Origin of the sequence: Pseudomonas sp. GR 6-02, assembly GCF_001655615.1 — a bacterium.
Lineage (GTDB): Bacteria > Pseudomonadota > Gammaproteobacteria > Pseudomonadales > Pseudomonadaceae > Aquipseudomonas.
The window spans coordinates 3,478,231-3,493,965 of record NZ_CP011567.1 but is presented as its reverse complement, the minus strand read 5'-3'; the positions used below and the strand labels follow the sequence as shown (position 1 = coordinate 3,493,965).

Sequence of the window (15,735 nt, the reverse complement as noted above, 5' to 3'; positions counted from 1 at the left end):
AGGTGAAGGCCGTACCCCGCAAGGGTCGCGGCCTTCAGCTTTTTGGGGCTTGTTGAGGCATTGAGTTGAGGACCGGATTGCCGTCCTGGTTGCGGGTCAGGTAGACCGGCAGCACCTTGGGCAGCGAAGCCACCAGGTTATTGAGCTCTTTGATGTTGTAGATACCGCCGAGGCGAATCGAACCAGCGCTGTGGTCCGCGAGCATCACCGGTTTGTTCAGATAACGATTGATCAAGGGCAGGGCATCGGTCAGCGCCAGATTATCAAGCACCAGTTTGCCGCTGCGCCAGGCCAGCGACTGGTCGTTGGCATAGGTCTGGCTGATTTGTGGCGTGAAGTCGCCGTGCCTGTAACGTGCCTGCATCGCAGGTTCCAGGCGTAGACCGTCGCCGGGCAGGGCATCGTTGCTGGTCACCAGCACGGAACCCTCGATCAGGTTCACGCGTACCTGGTCTTCATACATCCAGACATTGAATTGGGTGCCGGTGACGCGAATCCTGCCGTCGCCCGCCCTGACAATGAACGGGTGCTGCAGGTCGTGGCTGACGCTGAAGAAGGCTTCGCCTTTTTTCAGCGTGACACGACGTTGATCCTTGTAGTTGCTGAACATCAGTTCACTGCCCAGGTTCAGCTCCACCTGGCTGCCGTCACCCAGCGTGACCTGACGAACACTATCGGTCGCCTCGAAATGCTGGTAGGCATTGGGCAGCCACCCCAGGTTCCATCCGGTATACGCGGCCAGTGGCAGCGCCAGGGCGCAGATCGCGGCTGCGATGCCGAAAGTGCGCCAGGGTGTTGTCGGTTTGACCCGAACAACCGGCGCAGCGGATTCGGGACGAGGCAAATCCCCCGCAACATCCCAGATATCCAGCATGGCTTCGTACTCGAAGGCGTGCAGCGGATGGGCATCACGCCATTGCTCGAACGCCAGGCGTTCCTCTGCCGTGCAGTCGCTGGCGTGCAGACGCATGCACCAGTGCGCAGCGGCATCGGTGATGGCGTCGTATTGGGCTTGCGAGAGAGAGTGGTCGGTCATTGACTCATCCTGATTTCCTGCATTCTAACCTTGAGGGGAAGCCTGCGAGAACAATCGTCATGGCATTTCCCCATCAAAGTCGAAGTTATTTTCAGGGCACTGACATTGCGCCAGTGCCTGGTGACCGCGTTTCAGGGGGTGTCGACGTGAAGTTGACGTCCCAAATGAGAGATAAGCCAAGCGACAGAGTCAGCATTGGCCAGCTGGACAGCCAGTCTTGTCGTCGCATCCTTTTTGAAATGCGTGCGGGCTTCGGCCAGGTTTTTTTTTCCGGTCAAACTCAAAATCCGGTCACGTGTACGGTTGGTTTCCTCGTAGAAGGTTTGACCAAAATCTTCCCATACATTTGTATCGTCATTCAAAACGGCGAACAGTTCGGATAAGGGGGTATGGATTGAAAGTGCTTCCTTCTGAAGCTGTGTCAGCGCCTTGCTCAAATGGTTGCCACGGGGCGTAGTGGTATCAATCAGGTCGACAAACGGTCTGCTTGCATCCATATAAGCAATATCCTCCGTGTCACAAATCACATGCGACAGCTCGTGGATCAACGTCGTTGCGCGGGCGTGGGCACGGATCGGGAACGCGGCATCGGTCATGTAATTACGGTAGTGATCCATGTAAGGCATAAAATACTTCTCTGCCAGGTAGATTTTTTTCTGTTGATCGGTAGGGATCGTGAAGGCAAACATATGGTCCCGGTCACCGGGATGAGCTCTCCCGGTGACGAAGCGTTCCGACTGCTCGTTCCTGAGGGTCGGATCCAACAAGGCACCGAGGATGTCCTCTACGACCTTCTGGATCATCGTCACATGCTCGGGCGATATCTCCGACACATCAAGAAACCTCCTGACGAGCTGATGAACCGGTGTCTCTGTGTCGCCTGAATTTTTCAACAGTTGCAAGTTACGAAAACCGTTCCACGCATAGGTGGTTGCGAAGTCAAGGCCTTCGTCGATCAGCCGCGCCCGCACAGGGAAGAGCCGGCGTATTTGAGCCATTCCGTTGGCTTCGACGTTCATCCCGCCACGGACAGCGTTCCACGTTTTCAACCTCTTGATCAGGCTGTACTGACGAACCAGCTCATCCGGTTCCCGCACCCACTGCTTTGAAGCGTTTCGAGCAACATGGGGGCCGCTTCCGTCCGGACCGCTGATGCGCCAGCGCAGGCCACGTTTTTCGAGTTGATAGACCTTTCCTTCAACCGCACCGTATTTTTTCTGTGTGGTCGGGTGCGTGTAGAGCCCAAGGGCGGTGTCCCGGGTCATTGAGCCAAGGTTGAAATCAACGTGCTCGTGGTTCTGCAAACCGGTGCGTGCGGGATCGGTAGTGGCGATGTCCTGCCATTTAAGGCTGGCACTGGCTGGGGAGGGGGAAGCCTCGCTGGCCGCTGCAGAGGGCTCTGCCGGGCCTTCCATTGACTGGCGCAACATCGCCAGTTGCGTGATGCCGCTGATAAAGGATGTTATCGCCGGGCCCCATTTGTGTTGTTGAAGCTCCTCCGCAGACTGCTTGACCTCACGATAGCTGCGCCACACGACAATCGGGTAGGCCAGTTTGCCCATCAGGAACGTATAGGCCTGTTCCAGATCGTCACCCAGTACACGTTTTACGGTTTCCCACTCGCCCTGAGCGTCTTTGTTGGACTGGGTGCCCAACAGTCGCGCGAGGAGTTTGATATTTTCGTTGAACAGGTGCCTGAACAGATGGCCCTTGATGGGGTTGGAGGCCAGACTGATCTTGCCGGACGCTTTCGTACCCGTCACATGGGTGTCGTAATGCGTGCGGCCGGTGTCCGACAGCCTGTTGCGCACCCAACTTTGTAATGGCCCTTGTGACTTGAGCTCGGTCAGCAACAGCTTTTCGTTTTCATATTCCTTCACGCCATGCTCAGGGCTATAGGGCGCGATAAGCACCTCGGGTCCCGGGGTGTTTTGTTTGGGGCCGATCAAATACATTCCCGGGACTTTGATCGACTGGTCTTTACCGAAGAGAAGCTCAAGTGGACGGATTATCGCATTCGTACCGCTGACGGCCTCGCGGGCGATTGCATCGGGCATGTCCATGACCTGCCGAACGAGGTCGAGCCCGGTTTCGCTCAGGCGTTCCTGCAGTTTTAGCGAATGCGCGTAGTGCAGCAGTTGCCAGGGCAATTGTGCGGCGAACAGCTGTCTGCAGGATTTCGCAGTGGTGCTGGTTTCGGCAAGCGCCGCCTCCACAAATTTTTTGTGGAACTGACCGACATTCAGCTTTCGTATCAGGCTCTTGATGTAAGGCTTGTCCATTTTGGCAGGGATGGCGGCTGAGGTGAGTGACTTCAACTTGAAGTCGGCACTGTCCAGTTCATCAAAGTGAGTCAATGCAAAAGCCGACAGCGTTAACGTCTTTGCCGTGGACATCAGGCGCGAGGCAACCTGCACCTGGACGTTGTCCGGATCAATGGTCAATTCATCGGCCTTGAGTAACTCTTTCAACTCGAACTGTGCCGTGCGTTCAAGAGAGCGCACGCCGCTCAGGTAATCCTTATCGTCCTGGGCATTGTTCAGGTATTGCTGAAGCAGTTCTGCATGCAGTCTCTGATCCTGTATGGACGCTTTGGCCAACCATGCCGGAAGCTTTTGTTGTGTCGTCAGAGAGCGCGCGAGGTCTGTTGCCCGACGCAGCCCCGTCATCGGTTTATGCAATGCCACCAGGCTCAGTAGATTCTTCAGGACCGGTTCGGTCAGGGGGGAGGCCAATGCGCGTTCGACGGACAGTTGATCCAGCCGAACAAATGGTTTTTGTACGTGATCCAGAAAATTCTCATGAATCAGCTGTAATGGCGCGAGGGTAAAGGTGCGCCCTGATGTTCGCTGGCTTCTTTCGATATTCTCCAGAATCGCTGGGCGATCGTCCTCGCTCTGCAAACGTTTATTGAACGCTGTCAGCAGCGGTGTGAGGGCGGAAAAGGCTTCGAATCCCGAGGCGGGGGTCCATAAAATCGCCTTGCCGGAGTGGGTCGGGTCCAGGCCGCCGCGTTCGGTGAGCACAAAACAACTGGCGAGATCGAGCAAGTCACTGGAGTCGCCGGCCTTCAGCGCAAGGGAAAAGACGTCCGGCAGAAAACCGTTCAGCGCTGCGCGTTGCAGCCGGACCGGCGTCTCAAGCACCGTCTTGATCATCGCCAGTTCCGTCGTCCCAAGCGCGCGGATGACACCCAGCAGCTTGTGCTCGCTACGCAATGCGGTGGTCAGGGTATGCACAAACTTGGGTTGCAGTTGCTCAAGGGACGAACGGGTGAGGGTTTGTGCCGCCGCTAACGTTTTAACCGAAATGGACGGGTGTTTATCCAGCTGTTGCTCGAGTGCCTGCTTGACGGTGGAGAGACTTTCCAGTTGTTCTTTTGCCGATTCAGCCCGCACGGTGGCCGGTCGGGCACTCCATCGCTGATCGGCCCGGGTGCTCCAGCGGCCGTTTGCATCGCCGGTCAACAGGCGATTGTCGATCAGGCCCCGTACATCCAGCGCATTGTCGAGCAACGCATGCACATTGAGCGTGCCCTCGCTTTCCCGGTACCGGCTCAGGGCGTAGGTCAGGTTCTGCCATTGCTTGGCCCGGACATCTTCCATGAGTCGCTCAAACACCTGGCCGCTAATCGGTTCAGCAATGATCAGGCGCTCCTGTGGCTCAAGCGACAGGAAGGTGCCGCGTTCCTCGAGGGACATGAAATTAAGCAGATTGTCCTCGTGACCTTCACTTTTGAGCATGGTCAGTATCGTGTCTTTTATCGCTGCAAGATCGGTACTGGCCTGGATGCCTGAGGAGTGGGTGTACAGGTAGCCCAAGGTGTCCGAGTTACCGCACATAAAGGTGGATGCGAGCTCTACGTAATGTTTGTAGAGGGCGCTGACACGTACGGTCTCGACCCGTAACGGCAGGGCTGGCGCAGGCGCGGCGCCGCTGACGCTCATCAACTCCAGATATTCAGTGGTGTTCAAAATACCTTGCTGACGTTTTCGCAGAAGATCCACATGGTAGGCATCCCGCATGCCCTCGGCGAAAAAGTCGGAACGGGACTGCCCGCTGCTCATGGGAGAATTCCAGAAGGTTTCGAGCAGACTCTGCAGATGGGGCGTGAAGCTTTGCGCGATCTCTTTTACCTCGAGCTCCCAGGTCTGGTTATCAGCGTCGCTGCTCACACCGTGGCCGGGGTTGGAGAAGGTCCTGATGTCGCCATCCGGCCATTGATTGGTCAGGTAGAAGTGCAGCAGGGCATCGCTCAAAGACAGCGAAGAAAGCTTGCGCCGGTTTTCCGGGTTGTCGGTATTGGAGGAGGGAGATGCGCTGTCGATAAAACTATCCAGTTGCGTACGGCGCTGGTCCAGTTTGGGAAAACGCTTGGCCAGGGCGATGTTGAGCAGCTCGTCCAGCATCGATTGCAGCGACGGAATTTTCACCAGTTCAGCCAGCATCGTCTGGATGTTCTGCGTCTGGTTGCGGTCGAGGATCTGCTCCTGGTCCTGAAACCCCGCCCCCTCGATTTTTTGCGGCGTCACTGTCAAACCCGTGGCAGCCAATGCAGTCGCCCGCTGTTCGATGGAGAGATAGCGCAACAGCGCCTGCTTGCCGTCGTCCTGGCTCAGCAGTTCCTCGAGTTTCTTGGTGAGGTCGGTCATGTCCGCGTATTTGACGAGACCTTTCCACGGTGTGTAGAGGATGACTTCGCCGTTGGCCTTGTGTTCGTTTTTGACATCGTCCTCGACTTTGGGGTGACTCATGCAAAACGCACCGGCCAATGGAATGTCAGTCCCATCGGGCATCTTCAACATCAGCCGATCTATCTGCATCGGAGTCTTTTGGGCTGCGCGAATCTCGTGGGTGGCGAGATAGACACCACCCCTCAACCATTTCAAATCGTCGAGAGTGAGATGCAGCGCTTTCTCGCGATCACCGGGGTGTTTGGCATTGGATGCACGTTCTGCCTCGTCGAAAAAATACGGCAGTGCTGGAGCAGTCATGATTTTTCCTCGATGGGCTGCGATCGATGGCGATCGCAGGTCGTTGGCTCGAGGGAAAACAGTAGGGCCAATGGAAAGCCCGGGTGCGGTACATATTGCTTGAGCTTATCCTTTGTCGCAGGCTTGACAGGACGCCGGTAAAACAGCGCTTAATCGACGACTTTTTTCGGTTGTCCTGCAACCTCGCTTGACCTGTTGCCCATACCCAATAATAAAACCGGAGCTTCAGATGACCGCATCGCCTGAAATGGCCGTCAACTCGAACACACAGAACCTCGACTTCGACGCGCTCGTTCAATTGCTCGAACAGATTTTCCTGCGCCATGGCACCTCGGCCGATGTCGCCAGAACCCTGGCCCTCAACTGCGCCAGCGCCGAACGTGACGGAGCTCACAGTCACGGCGTTTTCCGTATTCCCGGTTATGTGTCGACGTTGCAGAGTGGCTGGGTCAATGGCCAGGCCGTGCCGGTGGTCGAGGACGTGGCCTCGGGTTTTGTCCGGGTTGACGCCGGCAATGGATTTGCCCAACCGGCCCTCGCGGCGGCGCGGCCCTTGCTGGTGGAAAAAGCCCGCAGCGCCGGCATTGCGGTGTTGGCGATCCGCAATTCCCATCACTTCGCCGCCTTGTGGCCGGACGTCGAGCCGTTTGCCGATGAAGGATTGGTAGCGCTGAGCGTGGTCAACAGCATGACCTGCGTGGTGCCGCACGGTGCCGATCGTCCGTTGTTCGGGACCAACCCGATTGCCTTCGCCGCGCCCAGGGCCGGCGGTGCGCCGATAGTCTTCGACTTGGCGACCAGCGCCATCGCCCATGGCGACGTGCAGATCGCCGCGCGCAAAGGCGAACGTTTGCCAGCGGGCATGGGGGTGGACAGCCTCGGCCAGCCGACTCAGGACCCGAAAGCAATTCTCGAAGGTGGCGCGTTGCTGCCGTTTGGCGGGCACAAGGGCTCGGCGCTGTCGATGATGGTGGAGTTGTTGGCGGCGGCGTTGACCGGTGGCAACTTTTCTTTCGAGTTCGACTGGTCGAACCATCCGGGGGCCAAAACCCCCTGGACCGGGCAACTGCTGATCGTGATCGATCCGAGCAAATCGGCGGGGCAGAATTTTGCCGAACGCAGTCAGGAACTGGTCCGGCAGATGCATGGTGTGGGGCTCAAGCGTTTACCGGGGGATCGGCGTCACCTGCAACGCGCCAAAGCCAATGTTGAAGGCATTGCGCTCGATCCACAAACGCTGGCGAATCTGCGGGAACTGGCCGGGTCCTGAGCCCGTTCCCACAGGTCAATGGTTCAACGCCGACCCAACAACAGACCAACCACCAGGCCGAAACCCGCAGAGATGGCCACGGTTTGCCATGGATGGCCGCCAATGTAGGTTTCGGTGGCGTCGACCGCGGGTTGGGTCCGGTCACGAACACTGGATAACGAGCTTCGGGCCTGCTGGAGTTTCTGGGCGATTTGCCCGCGAAGGGTGTCCGCTTCTTCTCCGACCAGTGAGGCACTGCTTTTCAGCAGTTTTTCCGACTCTTCGATCAGGGCCTGAAGTTCGCTGAAGACCTGATCCTTGATTTGATCATCGGCGACTTGATCGACGGTTTTGCGAGCCATTTGGTGTACTCCTTACAGTGAATGGACAGTGAGCAATGGAGTCTGCCGCCGTGGCAAAAGTTGCAGCCATTTTGCGCGGTGACTCACCCCTGACGAAAAATCCAGCGCAGGACATTTCTTCCTACAGTGTAAGATGTCGCCTATTTTACGCAGCAGGTAATTCCCCATGAGCTTCAATCTGGCCGACAAACCCCTCGCCGAGCGCGCGGCGCTTGAAGATGAAAAATCCCGTCTGTTCGAACTCTGGCAAAACAACCTGGGCAAAGCCAAGGGCGAAGCCGCGCGGTTGTTCGGTGAGCGCGCCAAGCGCAAAGGCAAATGGGCGGAATGGGTACGCGCCGAACTCGACGGCATGTCGCCACCGGAATTCGCGAACATGGTGCGCAGTGAAGTCAATCGCTTGATGGCCGCTAAATAAACGCCCCGGAAAAAATCGCGGCAATCGCTTCACGCACTTTCAACACCACCGGATCGAGCTGCGTGCTGGTGCGCCAGCCCAGTTCGATCGGGTAACGCGGCAGCGCCAGAGGGCAGGGCAGCAGCGCCAATCCGCACAGTGCTGCAATACTTTGCGCCGCATGGGCCGGAATGGTCGCCACCGCCTGACTGCCCTTGAGCAGATACGGCAACGCGGCAAAGTGGGTGGTCGACGCGCATACCCGCCGACTCGATCCCAGCGCCGCCAGACCTTCATCGGTAATCCCGATAAAACCGCCCGAGGACACCAGAATGTGCTCGCGGGCGACGAACTCATCAAGGCTGAGACTCTGTTGTCCTTCGGCCAGGCTGAGGGGATCCACCAGGCACAGATAACCCCCTTCACCCAGCACTTGGCGGCTCAGCAGTCGCTCGGCAAACCCGCCTGCGGTGATCGCCAGATCGATGCTGCGTTCCATCAAGGCCCGGGCGACGATCTGGCTATGGGTCTGGCGAAAGATCAGCCGCAGCTTCGGCGCACGGTGAGCGATTTCCTCGATCAATCGTCGCCCGTAGGCGATTTCGAAATCATCTGACAAACCCACGGTTACCGAGCGCCCGTCGTAATGATGGGCCGCAGGATCGACCATCGCCAGGCTTTGCCGGCATTTGTTCAGTGCATCACTGACCACCGGTTTCAACTGGTTGGCCTTGAGCGTCGGCGCAAGACCTCGGCCGGTGCGCACGAACAATTGATCGCCATACACCTCTCGCAACCGACGCAACGCCGCGCTGACCGCCGATTGCGTCACGCCAAGACGCAGCGCGGCACGGCTGGCGCTGGACTCCTCATGCAGCGCTTCGAAGACTTTGAGCAAGTTGAGATCGACGGTGGCGATATTCATTTGGTTCATATCATTCAGCAGTGAGTCGGGCTTTATTCATGATCCTGTGGCGCCGGAGAATGAGCAACACCTCATTCCTGACGGAGCCACCGTAATGCCCAAGTCAATCGTTGCTGCCCTGCAAATCGGCGCCTTGCCCGGCGGCAAGGCCGACACCCTCGATCAAATCCTCTCCTGGGAAACCGCCATTATCGAATCCGGCGCGGCGTTGGTGGTCATGCCTGAGGCGTTGCTCGGTGGCTACCCCAAAGGCGAGAGCTTCGGCACGCAACTCGGCTATCGACTGCCGGAAGGTCGTGAAGCGTTTGCCCGGTATTTCGCCAATGCCATCGACGTGCCTGGTGCCGAGACCGACGCCTTGGCCGGGTTGTCGGCCCGCACCGGGGCCAACCTGGTGATCGGTGTGATCGAACGTGCCGGCAGCACCTTGTACTGCACCGCGCTGTATTTCGACCCGCAGGCAGGGCTGGTTGCCAAGCACCGCAAATTGATGCCCACCGGCACCGAGCGACTGATCTGGGGCAAGGGCGATGGCTCGACCTTGCCGGTGATCGACAGCCAGGTCGGGCGGATCGGCGCGGTGGTGTGCTGGGAAAACATGATGCCGTTGCTGCGCACCGCGATGTATGCCAAGGGCGTGGAGGTCTGGTGCGCGCCGACTGTGGACGAGCGCGAGATGTGGCAGGTCAGCATGCGTCACATCGCCCATGAAGGACGCTGCTTTGTGGTCAGTGCCTGTCAGGTTCAGGACTCGCCACAAGCCTTGGGCGTGGACATCGCCAACTGGCCGGCGGAGCGCCCGTTGATTGCCGGCGGCAGCGTGATTGTCGGGCCGATGGGCGACATTCTCGCCGGGCCGCTGCGTGGCGAGGCGGGATTGCTGACCGCCGAAATCGACACCGATGACCTGATCCGCGCCCGGTACGACTACGACGTGGTCGGGCATTATGCGCGCCCGGACGTGTTTGAGTTGACGGTGGATGAGCGAGCCAAACCGGGCGTGCGGTTCAACACATAATCCGTCGGGGGGTGGGATTGTCGTCTAGTCTCCAGGCGTTCACACCCCCGTCAACGGATGGACTCGCCATGAGTTTGTTAATAGGCCCGATTCTGCAGTTTCGTGGCATCAATAATAATGTCTACAACGTGTCTGCCCTGGTGGTTTCACCCTTGGGCGAGCCACCTCCCACGGTAAAAGTGCCCAAGGATGTGACTGCCGACACACCCTTGGCCATCGCCGATATCCCGCTGCTCAACCCTAATTCCCGGGTCTGGCGCATCGATTTCAAGGCGGCGCAGGATCAGGCCGTTGCCACCAGTTACACGGTTTCCGTAGACGGTGCGCAGGCCAACTTCGTCGTTCCGGCCAAGGGCCAGTCGCCGCGCATTGCGTATGTGTCGTGCAACGGTTTCTCCGACCCCAAGGAGATGGAGAAGGTAGACCGGAACAACGAGCGTTGGGAGCACATGTGGGGTGCTCACCAGGGCGAGCCCTATCATCTGCTGTTGATGGGCGGCGATCAGGTTTACAGCGACGACATGCGCAGCAGTGTGCCGTCGATGAAAGCATGGTTCGCCAAACCCTTCGCCGACCGGCAAAAGGCTGCTTACACCAAGGTGATCGAAGCCGATCTGGACAAGTTTTTCACCAGGCTCTACCTGGAATGCTGGAAACAGCCCGAGATGGCCAAGGTGTTCGGCGCCATTCCGACGGTGATGATGTGGGATGACCATGACATCATCGATGGCTGGGGTTCCTACGATGAGATATTGCATTCAAGCCCGGTGTTCCAGGGGCTGTTTGCCACAGCCAAACGCTATTTCAGGATTTTCCAGCAGCAACTGATCCAGACGCATCCTCACCTCAAGCCGTCCGCTGATACCCATCCCTGCGCGATTCCCGGAACCGCCGATGGCTTTCACCTGGGGTTCACCGGCCTGGGCGAGTTGGCCTTGCTGGTTCCCGATCTACGCAGCGAACGTGCGCCGGACTTGACCACCCCGCAGGCCCAACAAACCCGGGTTATTTCGCCTCTCAGTTGGGATGCGATTTATGCCTGGCTGGACAAGGTCCCTGCGCACAAGCACCTGTTGCTGATGTCGAGTATTCCGGTGGGTTACCTTGATTTACAGGCGGCCGAAAAGGCGCTGGACGTGATGGTGGGGCAACAGGAGCTCGAGGACGATTTACGCGACCACTGGCGAAGCCTGCCGCACCGCAGTGAACGCAAGCGGTTGATCATGCGGCTGCTGGATTTCGCCAAAGCCCAATCATGCAAGGTCACGCTGGTGTCTGGCGACGTTCATGTGGCCGGGGCCTGTGTGATCGAATCGAAGTTGCCCCGGCATGGCAGCGATGGCGCGGGGAAAATCTACCAATTGATTTCCACCGGCGTCGTGCATCCTGCGCCGCCAGTGTTGGCGGTGCACTTTCTGGAGTCCATCGGTGCGAACCAGGAACAGATCGACTACGGCATCACCGGAACCATGTTGCCTGTTGGCGCGAGGGGGCGTTACCTGATCGCCGCTCGAAACTGGTTGGCGATCGAGCCGGATGAAGGCGGCAACGGCAAGACCCGACTATGGGCCAACTGGCACGTAGAAGGTCTGAAGCATAGTGTGACGCAGGTGATCGACCCCGTTACATAGCGGGGGCGTTACCAGGTGCCAGAGATCGAGCCCGGCAGGCTGAGCTTGCCGCTATCGACAAAACGCATGGTGCCGAACGCCCCTCCGGCCAGTTTGCCGTGCAGTACGTAAGGCAGATTGTCCAGTGTCTGCGTCTGACTCAGTCCGAGGGTCTGACGCAGCACCGAGAAGGCCGAAACGCTCACCGGCACCACGATCACTGCTTCGGAGAATCGTGGGATCGAGCCCGACTGATCGCTGACGCCGGAAGCTAGCGGCTGGCCATTAACCTCCAGGTCCAGCGCCACGCCGTTATAGGCGATCGCGGTTTCATTGGGGTTTTGCACGCGCAGTTTTACCGCGAAGCGTACTTCCAGCTCCTGGCTTTGCAGCGGCTCGATACCGACCACGTTGATGTGCAGCGGGTCGCGACTGGGGAACAGGGCGCAGGCGCTCAGGGAGAGCAATAGAAGGGATAGGGACAGGGCTAGCAATCTGCGCATGAACATATTCTCGTAAAGAAAAAGGCCGAACCGCTCAAAGCTCGGCCTTCGAGCATTACGGACGGTTCAACTGTGCGACAGCCACAGGTGACGCGGGTTCACCCTTGGCCGTAACATCCGGGTTCTGCATCACCTGAAGCACCGAGGCTTCCGGGTCGAACTCGTCTTCTTCCAGCTCGATGAACTCTTCGGGCAGGAAGATATTCAGCACGATAGCGCACAACGCACCGACAGTGATCGGCGATTCGAAGATGTTGTGCAGCGCCTTCGGCAGCTCGCGCAGGACTTCAGGCACCGCCGCGACGCCCAGGCCCATGCCGAGGGAAATCGCCACGATCAGCATGTTGCGCCGATGCAGGCCGGCCTCGGCGAGGATCTTGATCCCGGCCACGGCCACAGTGCCGAACATTACCAGTTCGGCACCGCCGAGCACTGGTTTTGGCATCAGTTGCAGCACCGCGCCGATCATCGGGAACAAGCCCAGCAGCACCAACAGACCGGCAATGAAAAACGCCACATAACGACTGGCCACGCCAGTGAGTTGGATCACCGATTTTGGGGCCGCTTCGCCGCTCAGCGGGAGCAAGCTCCCTCGCCACGGAGTGGGAAGTTTTCAAAATCGGCTATAGCTCCTGCCACTTTCTGACAGCAGCCTCTGCTAAGCTCCGGCGACTTCCAGCAAGGAGCCTGCCGACCGTGTCGCGAACCACTCGTTTACTGACCTTGTTACAAGTGCTACGCGGCAAAAGTCGTCCAGTGACTGCCGCGACATTGGCCAGCGAGCTGGAGATTTCCGAACGCACGCTGTACCGCGACATCGCTGAACTCACCGCACTCGGCGCGCCGATTTTTGGCGAGGCGGGGATCGGCTATGTATTGCGCAGCGGTCTGTTTCTGCCGCCCTTGATGCTCAATGCCGATGAGACCGAAGCCATCGTGCTCGGTTTGCGCTACGTGGATCAGCGGGGCGATGAGGTGTTGAGCAAAGCGGCGGCCGATGCCCTGGCGAAAATCGCCGCGGTGCTCGACCCGACGGCCCAGGACGCCTTGCGCAACCCGACGGTGTTGCCGGGGCCGCCGGGTTATGGCTATCCGCAAAACGCCGTGCCGTTGAATGTGTTTCGCCAGGCCATCCGCGATCAGGCCAAGTTGCATATCGATTACGCAGACGCCAACCAGGTGCCCAGCCAACGGTTGATCTGGCCATTGGCCCTGGGGTTTCTCAATGAGGTGCGGATCATCGTCGCCTGGTGTGAGTTGCGCAGTGCCTATCGTACGTTCCGCACCGACCGGATCTCAGCCGCCAGTGAACAGGGTGAGCGCTATCCGGGGCGGCGCAGCGACCTGTTGCGCACTTGGCGCAAACAGATGCAACTGGACGAAGCAGGGCGTTTCACTCCTGACAAGAACTGACACTGGCTTGTTTTAGCATGGCTCCAGAAACAACTCACAAGGAGCCGTAAACATGTCCAATCCAGCCTCTTCACTGGCCCCCGCCATTGCCGCCTACATTGCTGCCGCCAATGCTCGCGACACCTCGAGGGTCGCCAGTTTTTTCGCTGAGGATGCCAACGTGTTCGATGAGGGGCAGCATCAGGTCGGCACACAAGCCATCGCCCAATGGATGCAAGACACTGCGCAACGTTATCAGCCGCGGGTCGAGGTGCTTGACGTTCAACAGCGCACAGGCAAAGTGCTGGTGCACAACCTGATCTCCGGCACTTTTCCCGGCAGCCCGCTGGAACTGCGCTATATGTTCCGCCTCAATGAACAGGGCAAGATCGCCCGGCTGGACATCTCGCTGTAACCACCGGCCTATGTAGCAGCTGTCGAGCACCGCGACGCAGCTGCTACGGCCCGGGCTTGGCGAGCCGCTATAGAGACGTATACTGCCGCGCATGAATGTCGACTCTCCCTTAAGCGCCTGGCAACACGCCATCGAACAGAAGGGCTTCGTCCAGGACGAAGCCCAGGAACATGCCGTGTGGGCGCTGCAAAAATGCCACGAAGCCTTGCAGGAAGGCCGCGCGCCCATCACCGGCGTGTACCTCTGGGGCCCGGTCGGGCGGGGCAAGACCTGGTTGATGGATCAGTTCTATCAAAACCTGCGCGTCCCGGCCCGGCGGCAGCACTTTCACCACTTTATGGGTTGGGTGCATCAGCGCTCCTTCCAGTTGACCGGTACCGCCGACCCGCTGAAGGCCCTGGCCCGCGAGCTGAGCCAGGAAGTGCGGGTGCTGTGTTTCGATGAACTGTTCGTCAACGACATCGGTGACGCGATCATTCTCGGGCGTTTGTTTCAGGTGATGTTCGAGCAAGGCGTGGTGGTGGTCTGTACCTCCAACCAACCGCCGGATCAGCTGTACGCCGATGGCTTCAACCGCGACCGCTTTGTGCCGGCGATTAGCGCGATCAAGCAACACATGCAGGTGATTGCGGTGGACGGTGGAGAAGATCATCGTCTGCACCCCGGCGCCGGCCTGCAGCGTTACTGGGTGAACGTTCCGGGTCAGCCCGGTGCCCTTGGCGACGTGTTCAAGGCCCTGACCGTCGGCCAGACGCTGTCCAGCGATCCGGTGCAGATCGGCTACCGTTCGGTCAATGTCATGCAGGCCAGTCGAACCGTGCTCTGGTGCCGTTACGCCGAGGTCTGCGAGCAGCCTTTTGCCGCCATGGACTTCATGGCCCTGTGCGACACCTTCAGCGCTATTCTGTTGAGTGACGTGCCCAATCTCAGCGCGCAAAAACGCGAAGGGCGCATCGCCCGCGGCACTGAAGACGGTGTCGAGCGGGTGGCGGCGGGGGATCGCGAGTTGCCGCAATTGTCGGTGCATGACGACGGTGTGCGGCGGTTCATTGCCCTGGTGGACGAATGCTACGACCGCAAGGTGCCGCTGTACCTCGAAGCGCAGGTACCGATGGAAGCGTTGTACACCGAGGGCTATCTGGAATTCCCGTTTCGCCGCACCCTCAGCCGTTTGCAGGAGATGCAGCTAAAACGTTTTGCCGAGGCTTGATGTCCGGGAGAAGGTGCAAAGGGGCGAGAGGATCCGGTTGTCGGCACCCCGGCGCTCGCGATAAGGTCGCAGGACCTTTCAGTGCGCAAGAAGCGAACTGGGGCAACTTCATGTGTGATCGAGGGTGGAAATGGAATCCGCAGAAATTCTTGTGCTTCAGGCCAGTTACAGCAACCCGACACATGCCGAGGCGATTTGTCTTGTATTGAACCATTACGCCGAAGACCCGATGGGTGGCGGTAAGTCGTTGCCCACCCATGTGTTGCAACAACTGCCGGGGGAGCTGGCCAAGCGGCCCCATGCCTTCAGTGTATTGGCGTTTGTCGGTGGCGAGCCGGCAGGGCTGGTCAATTGCTTCGAAGGCTTTTCGACCTTTGCCTGCCGGCCATTGGTCAACGTGCACGATGTGGTCGTGGTGTCGAAGTTTCGCGGGTTGGGACTGAGCCAGAAAATGCTGCACAAAGTCGAGGACATCGCACGTCAGCGCGGCTGCTGCAAAATCACCCTGGAAGTGCTGGAAGGCAATCCAGTGGCCCAGGCGTCTTATGGCAAATTCGGTTTTTCACCCGGCATGTTCGACCCGGCGCACGGCCGGATGCTGTTCTGGACCAAAGCGCTTTAGTC

At 58.9% G+C, this 15,735-nt stretch carries 13 protein-coding genes and 1 pseudogene; 8 read left to right on the top strand and 6 right to left on the bottom strand.

Translation table 11 applies throughout. The annotated features are described in order from the left end of the window. Positions 1–34: 34 nt before the first annotated feature. On the bottom strand, positions 35–1,036 hold the full coding sequence (locus tag PGR6_RS15345) for a FecR family protein (RefSeq protein ID WP_064618132.1): 1,002 nt from the start codon (positions 1,034–1,036) through the stop codon (positions 35–37). Between the two features lie 131 nt (positions 1,037–1,167). Then, positions 1,168–6,030, bottom strand: a complete 4,863-nt coding sequence (locus PGR6_RS15340) for a dermonecrotic toxin domain-containing protein (protein WP_064618130.1) — start codon at positions 6,028–6,030, stop codon at positions 1,168–1,170. Positions 6,031–6,259: 229 nt separating this feature from the next. Here PGR6_RS15340 and PGR6_RS15335 point away from each other — a divergent pair, with 229 nt between their 5' ends. Beyond that, complete coding sequence (locus PGR6_RS15335; RefSeq protein ID WP_018926102.1) at positions 6,260–7,300, top strand: Ldh family oxidoreductase; 1,041 nt, start codon at positions 6,260–6,262, stop codon at positions 7,298–7,300. Positions 7,301–7,323: 23 nt separating this feature from the next. Here the strand turns inward: PGR6_RS15335 and PGR6_RS15330 are convergent, their stop codons facing one another. Beyond that, positions 7,324–7,641 (bottom strand): DUF883 family protein, encoded by a 318-nt coding sequence (locus tag PGR6_RS15330; RefSeq protein ID WP_018926101.1) that lies wholly within the window; start codon positions 7,639–7,641, stop codon positions 7,324–7,326. A 166-nt stretch (positions 7,642–7,807) separates the two neighbouring features. Between PGR6_RS15330 and PGR6_RS15325 the strand changes: the two genes are divergently transcribed. After that, on the top strand, positions 7,808–8,059 hold the full coding sequence (locus tag PGR6_RS15325) for a hypothetical protein (protein ID WP_007983592.1): 252 nt from the start codon (positions 7,808–7,810) through the stop codon (positions 8,057–8,059). On the opposite strand, the gene PGR6_RS15320 is transcribed toward PGR6_RS15325, so the two are convergent. After that, positions 8,052–8,972 (bottom strand): LysR family transcriptional regulator, encoded by a 921-nt coding sequence (locus PGR6_RS15320; RefSeq protein ID WP_064618128.1) that lies wholly within the window; start codon positions 8,970–8,972, stop codon positions 8,052–8,054. The two genes, PGR6_RS15325 and PGR6_RS15320, sit on opposite strands and share 8 nt — an antisense overlap. Positions 8,973–9,057: 85 nt before the next feature. Here PGR6_RS15320 and PGR6_RS15315 point away from each other — a divergent pair, with 85 nt between their 5' ends. Together PGR6_RS15315 and PGR6_RS15310 are read left to right on the top strand one after the other, a co-directional pair. Further along, positions 9,058–9,981, top strand: coding sequence for a carbon-nitrogen hydrolase family protein (locus tag PGR6_RS15315; protein ID WP_064618126.1), 924 nt, complete (start codon positions 9,058–9,060; stop codon positions 9,979–9,981). Positions 9,982–10,049: 68 nt separating this feature from the next. Further along, the gene (locus PGR6_RS15310; RefSeq protein ID WP_064618124.1) at positions 10,050–11,612 is read left to right on the top strand and encodes an alkaline phosphatase D family protein; all 1,563 of its coding nucleotides are present in this window, start codon (positions 10,050–10,052) and stop codon (positions 11,610–11,612) included. Between the two features lie 8 nt (positions 11,613–11,620). Here the strand turns inward: PGR6_RS15310 and PGR6_RS15305 are convergent, their stop codons facing one another. Both PGR6_RS15305 and PGR6_RS15300 read right to left on the bottom strand, forming a co-directional pair. Further along, on the bottom strand, positions 11,621–12,094 hold the full coding sequence (locus PGR6_RS15305) for an LEA type 2 family protein (RefSeq protein WP_064621286.1): 474 nt from the start codon (positions 12,092–12,094) through the stop codon (positions 11,621–11,623). A 55-nt stretch (positions 12,095–12,149) separates the two neighbouring features. After that, positions 12,150–12,650: pseudogene (locus tag PGR6_RS15300) on the bottom strand (solute carrier family 23 protein); the annotation flags it as partial. Positions 12,651–12,790: 140 nt separating this feature from the next. Between PGR6_RS15300 and PGR6_RS15295 the strand changes: the two are divergent. From PGR6_RS15295 to PGR6_RS15280, 4 genes are all read left to right on the top strand, one after another. Next, the gene (locus PGR6_RS15295; RefSeq protein WP_019579228.1) at positions 12,791–13,507 is read left to right on the top strand and encodes a helix-turn-helix transcriptional regulator; all 717 of its coding nucleotides are present in this window, start codon (positions 12,791–12,793) and stop codon (positions 13,505–13,507) included. A 52-nt stretch (positions 13,508–13,559) separates the two neighbouring features. Further along, a complete protein-coding gene (locus PGR6_RS15290; protein ID WP_008010768.1) occupies positions 13,560–13,901 on the top strand; it encodes a nuclear transport factor 2 family protein in 342 nt (113 codons plus the stop codon). A gap of 91 nt (positions 13,902–13,992) precedes the next feature. After that, the gene (gene zapE, locus PGR6_RS15285) at positions 13,993–15,111 is read left to right on the top strand and encodes a cell division protein ZapE (RefSeq protein ID WP_064618122.1); all 1,119 of its coding nucleotides are present in this window, start codon (positions 13,993–13,995) and stop codon (positions 15,109–15,111) included. A 130-nt stretch (positions 15,112–15,241) separates the two neighbouring features. Continuing rightward, positions 15,242–15,733 (top strand): GNAT family N-acetyltransferase, encoded by a 492-nt coding sequence (locus PGR6_RS15280; RefSeq protein ID WP_018926090.1) that lies wholly within the window; start codon positions 15,242–15,244, stop codon positions 15,731–15,733. The last annotated feature ends 2 nt before the right edge of the window (positions 15,734–15,735 follow it).